This is a genomic window from Acidobacteriota bacterium (assembly GCA_034211275.1).
GTDB lineage: Bacteria > Acidobacteriota > Thermoanaerobaculia > Multivoradales > JAHZIX01 > JAGQSE01.
This window is the reverse complement of the sequence record JAXHTF010000023.1, coordinates 1-12570: the sequence shown is the minus strand read 5'-3', so window position 1 is coordinate 12570 and position 12570 is coordinate 1. Positions and strand designations below refer to the sequence as shown.

7 protein-coding genes are annotated in these 12570 nt (G+C 67.8%); 3 read left to right on the top strand and 4 right to left on the bottom strand.

All coding sequences use genetic code 11. The features are described from left to right. Positions 1–125: 125 nt before the first annotated feature. The 3 genes from SX243_06185 to SX243_06175 form a co-directional block, all read right to left on the bottom strand. Positions 126–2036 (bottom strand): SpoIIE family protein phosphatase, encoded by a 1911-nt coding sequence (locus SX243_06185; GenBank protein MDY7092548.1) that lies wholly within the window; start codon positions 2034–2036, stop codon positions 126–128. A gap of 106 nt (positions 2037–2142) precedes the next feature. Beyond that, positions 2143–3174 (bottom strand): hypothetical protein, encoded by a 1032-nt coding sequence (locus SX243_06180; protein ID MDY7092547.1) that lies wholly within the window; start codon positions 3172–3174, stop codon positions 2143–2145. A gap of 1 nt (position 3175) precedes the next feature. After that, positions 3176–5218, bottom strand: coding sequence for a M1 family metallopeptidase (locus tag SX243_06175; GenBank protein ID MDY7092546.1), 2043 nt, complete (start codon positions 5216–5218; stop codon positions 3176–3178). A 449-nt stretch (positions 5219–5667) separates the two neighbouring features. Here SX243_06175 and glgX point away from each other — a divergent pair, with 449 nt between their 5' ends. The 3 genes from glgX to SX243_06160 all read left to right on the top strand — a co-directional run bounded on the left by glgX (position 5668) and on the right by SX243_06160 (position 11239). Then, positions 5668–7734, top strand: coding sequence for a glycogen debranching protein GlgX (gene glgX, locus SX243_06170; GenBank protein MDY7092545.1), 2067 nt, complete (start codon positions 5668–5670; stop codon positions 7732–7734). A gap of 56 nt (positions 7735–7790) precedes the next feature. Beyond that, positions 7791–9269 (top strand): response regulator, encoded by a 1479-nt coding sequence (locus SX243_06165; GenBank protein ID MDY7092544.1) that lies wholly within the window; start codon positions 7791–7793, stop codon positions 9267–9269. A gap of 158 nt (positions 9270–9427) precedes the next feature. Next, positions 9428–11239: a DegV family protein gene (locus SX243_06160; protein MDY7092543.1), complete on the top strand. Its 1812-nt coding sequence runs from the start codon at positions 9428–9430 to the stop codon at positions 11237–11239. Between the two features lie 33 nt (positions 11240–11272). On the opposite strand, the gene SX243_06155 is transcribed toward SX243_06160, so the two are convergent. Beyond that, positions 11273–12570: protein kinase (locus SX243_06155; GenBank protein ID MDY7092542.1), on the bottom strand; the 1298-nt coding region annotated here is incomplete at its 5' end.

Below are 12570 nucleotides of genomic sequence, written 5' to 3'. Positions count from 1 at the left end.
TTGAAGAAACATCACCCGACTCCCCCACCACCCACCATGGGCACCGGCGGATCGGGAGAAATAAGACCTAACGGCCGAGAGAATGATAGCGAGGAATCGAAGTCTTTGCAGAATCGAAGGATTGCTCAAGCAGTCTGCGCCTGCATGACCACGAAGGTCATGTCGTCGGCGAGGGCGCGGCGGTTGCGCCAGCCGTCGGCGGCGTGGGCGAGCTCCGCGATGATCTCCTCCGGCGCCAGCTCGGCGGCCCCGGAGAAGACCGCGCGCACCCGCTGGTACCCGAAGACCTGCTCCTCGGGGCTGAGCAGCTCCGGAAACCCGTCGGTCATCAGCAGCAGGGTGTCGCCGGGGTGCAGCTCGGTGGTGTGGCTGCGGTAGGGAAAGCCCAGCAGACCTCCCAGGGGCATGCCCGGAAGCTCCACCTCTTCCACCTCGCGGTGGCGGCAGCGGTAGATCAGCGCCGGTGGCATGCCGGCAGACGAAATCTCCAGCTTCGGCCCGTCGATGCGGACCACCGCCAACGCCATGGCCATGCGCTCCAGCCCCATGCCCTTGATGGTGCGGGAGCCCTGGTGCAGGAAGTCCGGCAGCTCGGAGTCCGGGGCGCGGGTGGCGAAGAGGCTTTTGATCACCGCCACCAGCGTACCGGCGCGGGCACCGTGACCGGTGGCGTCACCGATGGCGGCGATGAGGCCACCGCCCTCGGCGTCCACGAAGTCGTAGTAGTCGCCCCCCACCTCGGTGGCAGTGCGAGTGTAGACCGCCAGCGACATCCCCGGCGGCTGCGGTACCTGCCGGGGCAGCAGAGCCAGCTGAAAGCGCCGCGCCTCCTCCAGCTCCCGGCTCTTGCGCGCGTTCTCCACCTCCAAGAGCTGACGCTGGAGCTCCTGCTCCTGGCGCTCCCGTTCCTGCTCCAGGAGCTGTCGCTGATTCTCGCTGAGCTCGTAGGCCATGCGGTTGAAGGAACGCGCCAGCTGGCCGATCTCGTTCTCCGAGGAAACCGGCACCCGCACTTGGAGATCGCCGGCGGCGATGCGCTCGGCACCGAGGCTGAGGGCACTGAGAGGCCGGGTGAGATGGGCCGAGAGAGGCAGGATTCCCAGCAGGGCGAGTCCCAACAAGGCCAAGCCCAGCACCAGATTGCGCACGGCGGCGGCTCGCATCTGCTCCACCGACTCCTGGATCGGCCGCGCGACGCCGAAGGTGATGCCGGTGTTGGGATCCCGGCGGGCTGCCACCACCCAGCCGCCGGCGCCGCGCATTTGGGAGTCTGCATCCCCCAGCTCCATGGCCTCCGCCGGCACCGCCTCGAGACGCTGGCGATCCGACGGTCGCTGGGTAAACAGACGCCCGTTGAGGTCCCGGGCGAAGGGTACCTCTCCCCGATCCCGCGGCGTCCGCGCCAGCACCGCCTGCACCAGCTCTTCACCGGGGATCCGAGCCATCAGCGCCCGCCCGGGCATCACTTCCTGCGGCGGGCCTTCCCGCTGCGAACCCACGGCCGCGAGGGCCTTCTGCAGCCAATCCCGCGTTCCTTCCGGCACGCCGGAGGGCTCGCCGGGGGGGTTCTCCACGGCGCCGAGCTCCTCCGTCTCGGTGATCACTTCCGGAGTCTCCGGTGCCGCCGGAGCTCGCGGTCCGTCCTCCGGCCACACCAGCTCCAGCGTCTCCTCGCCGGCCGGCGCGGCGATCATCAATTCCAGCTTCTCCACCAGCGGCAGCGCCACCGGTCCCAGCTCCGCCAACAGCTCCTCGCGCAGCTCCCGCAGCTCGACGGCGGACAGCGGGCGGCCCGTCGCCGCATCGAAGGCCGATTGCTGAAGGGCCAGCACTCCGAGGCGCTCGACGGTCCGGCTGAGATCCTGCTTGGAGCTCGCCAGACGCTCGGCCATCTCATCTGCCAGCACCAACGCCTCCGCCTCCACCGCCTGGCGGAAGGCATCCTGGGAAGAGCGATAGGAGAGCAAGACCAGGAGCGCCAGGGGCAATACGGCGAGGATCAGAAAGGCGAGGAGGAGCTGGGTACGAAGCTTCATGGCTCGAAGGGTGAGGACGGCGCCGTCAGCGGACGCCGTTTCGAAGTACGCAAGGCCAGGCCGGAGGTTTCCTTCTCGAAGCGATGAAGCTCAGAACGCGGAAACGCTAAGAAACCGTCGGAATGGCCTGGCTCGGCGTGTGCTCTCCGCTGCGCAGATCTTCTGGGACCTTGCGACGGGGCGGTCTCGGGGCCGATCGGGGACGGGCCAGAGAAGGAGCCCCACTCCGGCGATAGGCTTGTACCAGCGCCGCCCAAAACGCCACCTGCAAGCCAGCCCGCAGGAAGAGCACGATCTGCTGCAGCAAGAGCATCAGCGAGATGGTCCAGACGCAGTTGGGGGTCCACGGTATGCGCACGGCGGCGTAGAGGGCCTGCACGATCACCAGGCTGAGCACGAAGGCCAGGTGCAGGAGCAAGAGCCGCAAGGGACGCCGGAGCACCCAGGCGCAGCCGCGGAGAAAGCCCCGCAACATGGAGCGGTGGGCGTGGTGCACGGCGGCGATGCGAGACAGATCGTAGGCCAGGTCGATCCAGGCGAAGAAGGGGTAGGCCACCACCAGCCCCAGCGCTGCCAGGCCATAGAACCAGCGCCCGTCCCCGGTGCTGTCCGCCACCGTTCCTCCGAGCCAAATCGCCGCCGCCGGCAGCGCCAAGACCGCCGCCAGAGCCAGAGAGAAGACCAACAGGGAGCGCAGGAAACGCACCAGGTAGCGGCCCATGGCAGCCCAGAAGGTCGCCGGTGGAGCGGCGGTGGAGTGCAGGAGAGAATGCACCACGCCGCCGGCCACCGCCAGCTGGATGACAAACGCCAGCAAGGCCATCAGCGGCAGCAGAAGCATCGCCGGCCGGGTATGGAGCTCACCGCTGAGCACCAGCTCGAACCAGACCGCGAGAGCCTCCCCTTCCAGCACGCCCGACGCCGCGGGGCGCCGGTTCAAACCTTCGAACAGGCTCGGCGCCAGCACCAAGAGCCAAAGAAGCGCCGGCAGCGCCGAAGCCAGGTAGACCGAGAGCACCAGCCCCGGGCGCCCCACGGCCTGCCGCAGTCCGGACCACCAGGGCGCCAGCCTGCGAGCACCGGAGCCCCGGGAGCCTGCCTTCCTGGGAGCCTCCACCCCTTCCATTTTCAGCAGCACCTCAGGTCACCCACATCAGAGCCTGGAACAGACTCTGTACCCAAAACAAGAAGGTTGCCGCCACCTTGGTCGCCGGACGCCGGTCCGGCTCGACGGAAAGGCCGTTGTTGAGGGTGTTGCTGTCGAGCACCAGGTGGTGGTCGGGATCCACTCGGGCAGCCACCAGCGGTGAGCGGCGGCGCACCGTTCGATGCCACCAGCGCCCCTCGCCGTTCCAGGTGTAATGCTGCAGCTCGCCATCCTCGAACTCCAGCTCCACCACCACCGGATGGTGAAAATCGCCCTCCCGAACGATCTCTACCCGAGACTCGTAGAGCCATCGCTCGTCGAGCTGATCCGGGTCCTGACCGTGGGCCCAGGTCTCGTTCCAATCGTCGATGGTATGCCGTTCCTCTCCCGCGGGGCCGGGGCGCCAAAACTGTCCCTGGGGTGGCTTGAGGGGTCGAGACCGGACCCGGCGCACCGAGTAGTCCAGCACCGCCGGAGAGCGCAGCGCCTGGCGAAAGAACCAATCCAGGTCCTGCTCCGCCACCAGGGACACCGTCGCCTCGAAATCGGCGGTGGAGGGATGACGGAATCGATAGCGCTGAAAGTAGGTCCGAAGAGCGCGGTGGAAGGTCTCTTCTCCTAGCAGATTGCGCAGGTGCATGAGCGTCATGCCGGGGCGCCCGTAGCTGGCGTCGCCGTAGCGGCCGCTGGAGGCGAATTCCCAGGACGGGGTGTTCACCGGCGACAGATAATCCCCTTGCGCCACCGCTCGCCGCCGTGCCATGCGGGGATCCAGGTCCAGCCCCAAGAAGGTGATGGGCACGAGAAAGTCTTGGCCCACGTCCATCTCGTAGTAGGTAGTGATGCCCTCGTCGAGCCAGCTCTCCTCGAACTCATTGCTCGCCGCCATACCTTGGAAATATTGATGAGCGGTCTCATGGAGGATTACCAGCTCGGGGACCGGCAAGCGTTGCAGATAGGGGTAGTTGAAGAGCACCGAGGTGCCGGCGGTGATCAGGGTCGGGTACTCCATGCCCCCCGAGCCCTCCGCGCCGTGGGCCGGATCCACCACCGTGAGGGTCTCGTAGGGATAGGCCCCCAGGCGCAGCCCCAACCCCACCAGCGAGCGCTTGGCGGCCTCCAGGTGCACCGCTGCCTGGGCGCGGTGGGAGGGCTGCAGCAGCAGGCGCAGGGTCACCGGTGAAATCTCCAGCTGCTGGGGGGACATGCCCAACTTCTCGGCGAAGCTCCTGCGCAGGGCTTCGGGCACGTCCACGGCGGGATCCAGAACGTCCTCGAAGACTTCGAAATCCGGATCCGCCGCCCAGGCGAAGTCGTGCACCCAGGCCTGGCGGAAGCGCACCCGATACCGCCCATCGGCGGTCTTCTCCTCGACCAAGCGGCCGGTGGCGCCCACCTTGCCCTGGTAGCGCTCGGGCAGGTCCAAGGTGACGTCGTAGTCACCGAAGTCGGCGTAGAACTCGCTGTGGGCGTGGAATTGGTGGCAGTTCCATCCGGGCTGTCGGCGACCGCGCACTCCGGCATCCTCGAAGACACCGATCTTGGGGAACCACTGGCCGCCCAACACGTAGTCGCCGTGGGCACCGGTGCGCGCGAAGACGCTGGGCATGCGGGCGTTGAATTCGATCTCCAGCTCCACCGAAGCACCGGGAGCCAGGGGCCGGGGCAAGGGATAGGCGACGACGGTGCGATCTTCCGGGTTGCCGTCGTCGGGAGCCAGGAAGCGCTCCCAGGGCTTGAGATCGGTGCCGTCGGGCAGCCGCAGGGCCTGCACTTCGATCCACCCCCATCCCTCCCGGTCGAACTCCGTACGCCGCAGCTTGCCACCGCTCTCCAGCATGAAGGTGCTGCGGTTGTTGGCGAAGGCGTTGAGATAGAGGTGGAAGCGGAGCTCGTGAATCGGCACCGAGGACGTATTGCGCCAGGTCAGCTGCTGACGGCCGGTGAGCTCGCGGGTCTCCGGCTCGTAGCGCGCTTCCATCCGCAGGCTGTAGACCAGATCCTCGTTGGATTCCGGCAGCCCCTGACCGAGCACTGGGAGACCGACTCCGATCATGAGAGCGAGAAAGAGCCCGCCAAGCCTCCAGGGTCCACCATGCTTCCGCCACCGAGCTCGAGAAGAGCCTCGGGCTCGCCGCGACCGCCCCATCGCGCCGGCAGGGAATGGGTAGGCTGAAGTGGATACCACGAGAGCAGGATACCGATCCGAGGCCCGTCAGAGCAAGCCCGGCATTGCCAGCCCGGCATTGCCAGCCCGCCAGCGCAGGCCCGCCAGCACACCCATCAATGCCAGCCCAAGAGCCCGGCTCGGAAGGCTCCAAATCTGAAGGCCCGGCCCCGAGCGCCCCCGGCTGCGACAACAAGTCTCCCCACTTCGTGTCTCTTGGACTTGCTTCGGTATATCCTCGGAGCCGGAAATGATGCAGCACGATCTTCGTTCCAGGACGGCCCCTTCATTGAGCCAGCCCTCTTGAGCCAGCTACCGTGAGCCAGCTGTCACCGCCCCTGGAAGCAACCGCCGCGGAGAGCTCCAGCGGTGAGCTCGGTGCCCACTGGGATGGCCGAGGTGTGCATTTTTCGGTCTACGCCGGAGAAGCCACCGCCGTGGAGCTCTGCCTTTTCGACCACCCCGCGCAAGGCCGGGAGTCGGCGCGCCACTCCCTCCGCCGTCGGGAGGACGGTATCTGGCAGGTCTATCTCCCCGGTCACGGACCGGGACAGCTCTATGGCTACCGGGTCCACGGCCCATACCAGCCGCGCTTCGGCCAGCGCCACAATCCCGCCAAGCTGCTCCTCGATCCCTACGCCCGGTCGGTGGCGGGGGAAGTGGTGTGGAGTGACGAACTCTACGGCTACCAGCCCCAGGAGCCCCAGCGGCCTTCGAGTCGGGACAGCTCCCCCTTCATGGCCAAGGCGATGGTGGTGGACCCCTCCTTCGCCTGGGGCGACGACCGGCCTCCGGCCCATCCGTGGTCCGAGACCCTGATCTACGAATGCCACGTCAAGGGCATGACGCAGCTGCATTCGCTGATCCCGAGAACGCTGCGGGGCACCTATTTGGGCCTGGCCCAGGAACCGGTGCTGGAGCACCTGCTGAGCTTGGGGGTCACCGCCGTCGAGCTGCTGCCGGTACAACACTCCCTCACCGAGCACCGCCTGCACCGCATGGGCCTGGCCAACTATTGGGGCTACAACACCCTCGCCTTCTTCGCCCCGGATCGCCGGTTCACCAGCCTCGACGACCCGGTGCGGGAGTTCAAGACCATGGTCCGGAGGCTGCACCGGGAGGGGCTGGAGGTGATCCTCGACATCGCCCTCAACCACACCGCCGAGGGTGACCACCGAGGACCGACCCTCAGCCTCAAGGGTTTCGACAACCTCGCCTACTACCGGCTGCAGGACGGCCACCCGCAGCGCTACCTCAATTACTCCGGCTGTGGCAACACCCTGGACATCCGCAAGCCCCGGGCGCTCCAGCTGGTGCTCGACTGCCTGCGCTACTGGGTGCGCGAGATGCACGTCGACGGCTTCCGCTTCGATCTGGCGCCGGTGCTGGCGCGGGATCCCGCGGTCTTCAACCCCCACGCCCCCCTCTTCCAGGAGATCCAAAGGGACCCCCTGCTGAGCTCCGTGAAGTGGATCGCCGAGCCTTGGGACATCGGGCCGGAAGGCTACCGGCTGGGAGGTTTTCCGAGCCCCTTCCGGGAGTGGAACGACCGCTGGCGGGACACCGTTCGCTCCTTCTGGCGCGGCGACGCCGGCCGGGTGCCGGAGCTCGCCAGCCGCCTGGCGGGCAGCCGCGACATCTTCCACCGCCGGCCCAACGCCGACATCCATTTCGTCGCCTGTCACGACGGCTTCACCACCCGCGACGTGGTCAGCTACGAGCGCAAGCACAACCAGGCCAACGGCGAGGGCAATCGCGACGGTCACGGCCACAACCTGAGTCGCAACTGGGGCCACGAGGGCGCCACCGATGATCCCGTGATCCAGTCCTTGCGGCGCAAACTCCACCGCAGCCTGCTCACCACCGCCCTGTTCTCCCAAGGAGTCCCCATGCTCTTCCACGGCGACGAGATGGGCCACAGCCAGCGGGGCAACAACAACGCCTACTGCCAGGACAATCCCACTTCCTGGCTCGATTGGAAGCTGCGCCGGGAGGAGGCCCCCCTCCTCGCCTTCGTCCGCCGGGCGAGCCGCCTGCGGCGCTCTCTGGGTTGGGCCTGGCGTCCCCAGGGCGGCGATCTGCCCGCGCCCCATTGGTTCCATCCCTCGGGCCGAGCCATGGGCGATGAAGAATGGAACGACGGTGAGCTGCGCAGCTTGGGCATGTGTCTGCGCGAGCCCGGCGGCACCGGAGCCCTGCTCTTGCTGCTCCACGCCGGGGACCAGGGGCTCCGATTCCAGCTGCCACAGATCTCCGCCGGCTGGCACCTCGCCCTGGACAGCGCCGCACCGGAGCTCGAGCTGGGCACCGCTCCCCCACGCCAGACCGAATCCTTCCTCGAGAGTCACTCGGTCCAATGCCTGGTGGGCACCGTGGAGATCTGATCACCTGTGGTACTTTTTTCCTTTCCAGTAGATCACCGAGACCATTCGAGAAGCCCTTGGCCAGAATCCTAGTCGTCGATGACGATCCCGACATCGTCCTGCTCGTGGAAGCGTCGCTGGAAACCGCAGGGCACCAGGTGGTAACCACCACCCAACCGAGCCAGGTGGTGGCCTTGGCTGCCGAAGAGGACGTGGACGCGGTGGTGCTGGACGTCCTGATGCCCGGGGTCTCGGGCTACGAGGTGCTACGCCAGCTGCGCACCAACGGCCGCACCGCTCGGCTGCCGGTGCTCCTCCTCTCCTCCGCCAGCGAGAGTCGCCAGCGGGTCCACGGGCTGCGTCAGGGGGCCTCCGACTTCGTCGCCAAACCCTTCGACCCCGACGAATTGGTGTTGCGAGTGGGGCGGCTGGTGGAAGCCGTCGACTCCCGGGAGCTGGAGGGACACCTGGAGAGCTATCCTTTCTGGGAGCTGCTCCAATCCCTCCAGCACGGACGTCGCAGCGGGCACCTGGAGCTCCAAGACCTCCCCCAGCCTGCCTACCTGCGACTCCATCTGGGGGGCGTACAACTCGCCGCCTTCGGCAATCTGGTAGGCCGCGAGGCCGCCCTGGCCATGGCCCACGAAGCCCGAGGACGGTTCAACTTCCGCACCGCCGGCGACGAGGTGGCGGACACCTCCGCCGGCGTCGAGATCTCCATCAACGGCCTGCTCATGGAGTCCGCCTTCCTGCAGGACGAGCTGCGCAAGCTGCAGCGCTTCGTTCCCGGTACCCACCAGCTCCTCCACGCCCTGCCGGGAACCCTACCGCCGCTGCCGGAGACCTTCGAGAGCATCCCGGTGGCGGCGACCTATCTGGGCATCCTGGATCATCCCGACACCAGCCTGAGCAAGCTCGAGGAACGGTTGGCGGTGGCCCCCCAGAAGATCCAGCTGGCCGTCGCTTGGCTCCTCGAGCAGGGGCTGGTGACCACCGCCGGAGCGCCGGCACCGAGCCCCACCACCGGCGAGCCCACCGACGAGATGGCCGCAGCGGTCCGGCGGCTACTGTTGGCGGCACGGCTCAGCGGCCGGGGAGGCGAGAAGGTCCACGTGCTCCTGCTGGCCCAGGGAGAGGCCTGGACTCGCCTGGAAGAACTGGTCGCAGCGGCGGGAGAGGAGTTGGGGGACGCGGCCTGGAGCAAGCTGCACCGCCAGATGCAGCTGCGCCGCGGCGGCACCGCCTCCTTGAGCACCCCCGGCGGTCAGCTCTCGGTGCACGCCCAGCTGCTCACCCAAGCCAGCCTCGGGCGTACCGCCGCGACCCTCGCCCTGTGCACCGCCGTCGGGCTGTGGGTCGACGACTCTTCGGCGGTGGAGCTGGCGGACGATTTGATTCAGCGGCTCGACTCCTCCGAGCGCTCCCAGAGCGGCCTGCTGCTGGCCACCGCCGAGGACACCCTGCGCCGCGCCCGGGAGCGCCTCCGGGGCAGCGAGCGCTGGCGCCTGTCGTCCCAGGCACCGACGTCTTTGAGCAAGCTTCTCTCCCTGATCTGACCCACCCCCGCGGGGCACCCCCAGGGTGGCTTGGAATCCGGCAATACATCACGGGAACAATGTGAGAAACTCAGCCATCCTTGGTCAAAACCTGGAAACGCCGTGATGAGAGCCATCGAACCTCTGCCCACACCGCAAGCTCCTCCCAAAGGTCCGCCGTGAGCGCTTCCGCCGTCGTTCTCATCGGCCTCGACCCGCAACGCCGCAAATCCCTCGCCCAGGGTCTGACCCGCCGCGGCTACGAGGTCGCCCCGGCCCGGGACATCGCCCAGGGAGCCCAATATCTGCAGGCCCTGGAGCCGCAGGTGGTGGTGCTGCCGGTGGAAGATCTGGCGCACCCCGACCTCGTCCCCTACATCGGTGCCGATGCTCCCCGCCGCCGGACCGTGGTGGCCTTGGGTCGAGCCAGTGAGGAGGGCCGGGTACCCCGGCGGGTCGCCTTCCTGGCCACCGAGGGCCTGACCCCGGAGGCCTTTCTCGACCGTTTGCTGCTGGTGCTCCTGGGGCGAGATCTGGACCTGGTCACCGACGCAGAGGTTACCGGCCTCTTGGGCCAGCTCTCCACCCGCCCACTCTTCGAGCTACTGCCGGCCCTGGGCCGCAATCCCTTCCGCGGCGTCCTGGAGCTCCCCAACGGCCAGATCTATGTCGACGGCGGCCAGCCGGTGGCGGCCCGCAGCGGAGAGATCGACGGGCTCAAGGCCTTCTGCAGGCTGGTCACCACCGCCGAGGGCACCTTCCGCCTGCGGCCGACGGAGAGCGTGCCGGCGACCCAGTGGCGGGAGGACCTGGATGCCCTCATGGCCCTCGCCCTGGAGGACTCGTTGGGCGAGATGCCCGATCCGCGCATGCGGGTGAAGGTCGAGGTGGGACCGGAGCTCTTCTCCCATCAATTCACCCCTCTCCAGCAGGAAGTGCTCCAGCTGGCCCGCAACGGCATCGCCCTGGGCCGGCTGCTGGACTCCTCCAAAGTCCCCGACGGCCAGCTCATGGAACAGGTTCTGGAGCTCGAAAGCCTGGGGGTGGTCAAGCTCCTGGAGCCGGAAGCCGGAGTGGCGGTGGTCACCGATTCCTGCTGCGATCTACCCCGAGACCTGGTCCACTCCCTGGGGGTGGAAGTAGTGCCTCTCACCGTCACCTTCGGCCGGCAGGCCTACCTCGACGGCGTCGACCTGAGTCCCGGCGAGTTCTTCCAGCAGCTGGCCACCAACCCGGAGCACCCGTTCACCAATCCACCGCCGCGCAAGGCCTTCGAGGATTGCTTCCAGCGCCTGCTGCCGCGCAAGGACGTGGTGACGGTGCACATTTCGGAGAAGCTGTCCCAGACCGTGGTCCACGCCCGGGAGGCCGCCGGCGAGGCGTTGTTGGTGCAGCCGTCGGAGCGCGACGACGGCCGGCCGGTGCAGCTGGAAGTGGTGGACAGCCGTCAGAGCTCCCTGGCCCAGGGAATGCTGGTGGTCTTTGCCGCGCGCATGGCGGAACGGGGGCTCCCGGCGCCGGAGATCGCCCGCCGGCTGCAGGAGATGCGCGACCGCATCGACTCCTTCTTCGTCGTCGACACCCTCGAGTACCTGGTGCGGGGCAATCGCATCGGCCGTGCCCGGGCCCTGCTGGGTAGCCTGCTGGGCATCAAGCCTATCCTCGGCATCGCCGACGGCGAGGTGGTGGCATTGGACAAGGTGCGGGGCGGCCGCAACGCCCACCGCCGCATCCTCGAGCTGGCTCAGGAGCAGCTGGAGGCCGGAGCGCCGGTGATGGCGACCATCGCCCACTCCCAGGCGCCGGTGTGGGCCGACCGCCTGCGGAAGATCTTCCTCGAAACTTTCCGGGTGGCAGAGATGATCGTCTCCGAGATGGGTCCGGTGATCGGTACCCACGTGGGGCCGGGGACCGTCGGCCTGGGCATCTTCCAACCCACCGAGAGCGAGCTCGAGCTGATCCGACCGCTGGAGCCCGACGCCGAGAGCTAGCAGCCGCCCTGCGACCGCTAGCCGGTACGAATCCTAGCCAGTACGAATCAGGGTCGAGTGGCTGAGGGAGATCTCCTCCCCCTCTTCCTCGTTGGACCAGCTGACCCCCTTCATCCCCTGAGTCCAATCCGGCGGCTCGGTGGTGATCAGTGAATTCAGCTCCCGGCGCACCTGGTCGGCACTGGGGGGGCGGAGCTCGCGGTTGCGCTGCAGCAGCGCCATGATCATCATCTCCAGCTCCGGATCCACGTCCGCCGCATATTCCGACGGCAACACCACCTCGCCCCCGAGGGTGGTGGCCACCATCTCCGAAATGGTCTTGCCGGGGAAGGCGGGAACACCGGTGAGAGCCCGATAGAGGATGGCGCCGAGGCCGAAGAGATCCGAAGCTTCATCGTAGCCCTGACCCCGCAACGCCTCGGGGGCCAGGAAGCCCGGCGTGCCGAAGACCCGGCCGCTCTCCCGCACCAGCTCCGAAACCCAGTTGGCGAGGCCGAAGTCGGTGACTTTGACCATGCCGTTGGGTCCCAGCATGACATTCCCCGGCTTGACGTCGTGGTGCACTACGCTGCAAGCGTGGGCGGCGGCCAGCGCGGCGGCGACCTGGGCGCCGACGTGGGCGACACTCTGGCTGGGCAACCGCTGAAACTCCCGCAGATAGGCGTCGAGGCTCCAGCCTTCCACGAACTCCAACGCCATGAAGGCAGCGTTGGGGGCATCGCCGACGTCGAATACGGCGACGATGTTGGGATGGCTGAAGCGGGCTCCCATCACCGCCTCGTGGAGCAACCGGGAGATCAGCTCGCTACGCGAAAGGGTGGTGCGGGTGACGTCCAGCCGCACGGTCTTGAGGGCGACGGTACGCCGCAGCCGGGGATCCCAACCTCGGAAGACGGTGCCCATGGAGCCCTCGCCGATGACCTCCAACACCTGGTACCGGCCCAGGGTATCCCCCACCGACGGCGCCGTCGCTTCTTCCTCTTCCTCGCCCTTCGCCGTCGCCTCCTCGGTGGTGACGGGACGGCGTCCCAGGAGACGATCCAGCCGCAGGTTGAGCTCGTCCGGATCGAAGGGCTTGCCCAGGTAGTCGTCGGCTCCTTCCCGCAGTCCCCGCACCCGCTCCGGAGCGGAATCCAGCGACGACAGAAAAAGCACCGGGAGGTTGCGAGTGCGGGGATCCGCCCGCAGGGTACCCAGCAGGTCGTAGCCGCTCTTGCCGGGCATCATGATGTCCAGCACCGCCGCATCCACCGCCGTGCGTTCCGCGGCCCCCGCCGCCTCAGCGGGATCGTCGAAGCATAGAACTCGGTGCCCCCCCTGGGTCAGGGCGG

Coding starts and splice junctions, on each gene's coding strand:
- SX243_06185 (MDY7092548.1), bottom strand. CDS start 2,036: ATGAAGCTTCGTACCCAGCTCCTCCTCGCCTTTCTGATCCTCGCCGTA.